The sequence below is a fragment of the Mucilaginibacter sp. P4_G9 genome, from assembly GCF_056400985.1.
In genome coordinates, this window is the sequence record NZ_JBFUKF010000712.1 from 1 (window position 1) to 1,550 (window position 1,550).

At 34.9% G+C, this 1,550-nt stretch carries 2 protein-coding genes; both read left to right on the forward strand.

What is annotated here, in order from left to right; translation table 11 throughout:
- A partial coding sequence (locus AC1DPZ_RS26970; RefSeq protein ID WP_477409314.1) for an O-antigen ligase family protein occupies positions 1-974 on the forward strand: 974 nt, incomplete at its 5' end.
- A 39-nt stretch (positions 975-1,013) separates the two neighbouring features.
- On the forward strand, positions 1,014-1,550 hold a 537-nt coding region (locus AC1DPZ_RS26975), incomplete at its 3' end, for a glycosyltransferase (RefSeq protein ID WP_477409316.1).

Genomic DNA, 1,550 nt, shown 5'->3' on the forward strand with positions numbered 1-1,550 from the left:
TGACCATATTAGCCTGCGCATTATATTTTAATTATTTTATTGGCGTAGGTAAACGGCGTTTTTATTTATCGGTGCTTATTTTTTTTGTTCTGTTAGCGCTTTCAATGATAATTATGGTTMTAGATCATCGTTATCCCAATATAATTGATCCGCTGAGGAGTAAAATGCTCGACGAACAAGTTAAGCAAAGTCCATCTGGGTTGGCTATAACCCAGTTTAATTTTGGATACCAGGTTGCTGCTTTTACTGCTTTTGTTTTTGTTGCAGCGTACACATTCAGGCAATATATTTTAGTAAAACTACTTGTTCTGTTTGCCTGCATGGTCTGCCTTTACCTGGGTATGAACAGATCAGCGTTTGTAAGTTTTGGCGGCGCCGTTGTAGTGTTTCTGTTTATTTACTATCGTTATAAAGCAGTACTGCTTGTTGTAGCAACTATACTCGTAGGGTTTGCGGTTTACACTTATGTATTAAAAGGGAATATGGATGAGAAAAACAATATTTTGTCCAAAAATCAGGCTAAAGAGGCTAATGAGTTTAACCGGGCAAATCTTGCTATTGAAAATCTTAAAATTTTTGCCGACTACCCTTTTGGTCTTATATTTTATGGGAAAAACTGGGATGATGTTACCTATAGAAATCCACTATTCACTTTCGGATTGTCGTCGCATAATGCATACTTAATGTTTATAACCTACCTGGGTCCATTTTTAGGACTTGGAATATTAGGAGCCCTTTATTACCGGATAGTTCGGCTTTTTTATCAAACAATAAAAAATGCTCATTATAAAAATAATGCTTTGTATTTAGCCCTGTTTTTTTCCTTTATCGCAGTTTCACTTAATGCCTTGTCCCATAATGGATGGCTGATGAGCGTTGATGGACCTACAATATTCCTTTATTTTGCTATACTCCAATATAATAATATTGCCCAATCTGAATCTCAACAAGAACCTATAGGTAGCGCGGAATAAAAATTTAAAAGCTGCCATTCACTTTATCATTTTATTATTATGAAAAAGAAGTTATTCCTGGTTGTTGGCTCCCTTGGAGCCGGTGGATCCGAGCGTGTTTACTGGCTGCTTTCACAGTATTTTAACAAAGAAGAATATGACGTATCTGTTGTTTTTTTAAATGGCAGTAATCGTTGTTATTCAACTGAGATAGATGGAGTTCGCTTTATTGATCTTAAAACTGTAAAAGCTTCAAAATCATTTTTTAAGCTATATAACCTTTTTAAGACTGAAAAACCTTATGCGGTTTTTTCAACAACAGATCATATTAACGTATTAATAGCAATGATAGCCTGTTTTATAAAGCTACCCCATTTAATAGCAAGGGCATCTAACAATCCTAAACAAATGAGGGAGTTTTATGGCTTTAAGGCCAGGTTCTATAACTTTTTTTCAAGATTTTTATTCTTTAAGTTTAATTTCATTGTCTGCCAGTCAGAAGAAATGCGGCGCTCATTAGCAGCCTTATACCGTATTCGCCCTAATAAGTTAATAGTCATCCATAATCCTGTTATCCAATCCTGTACTTTAAAAGAT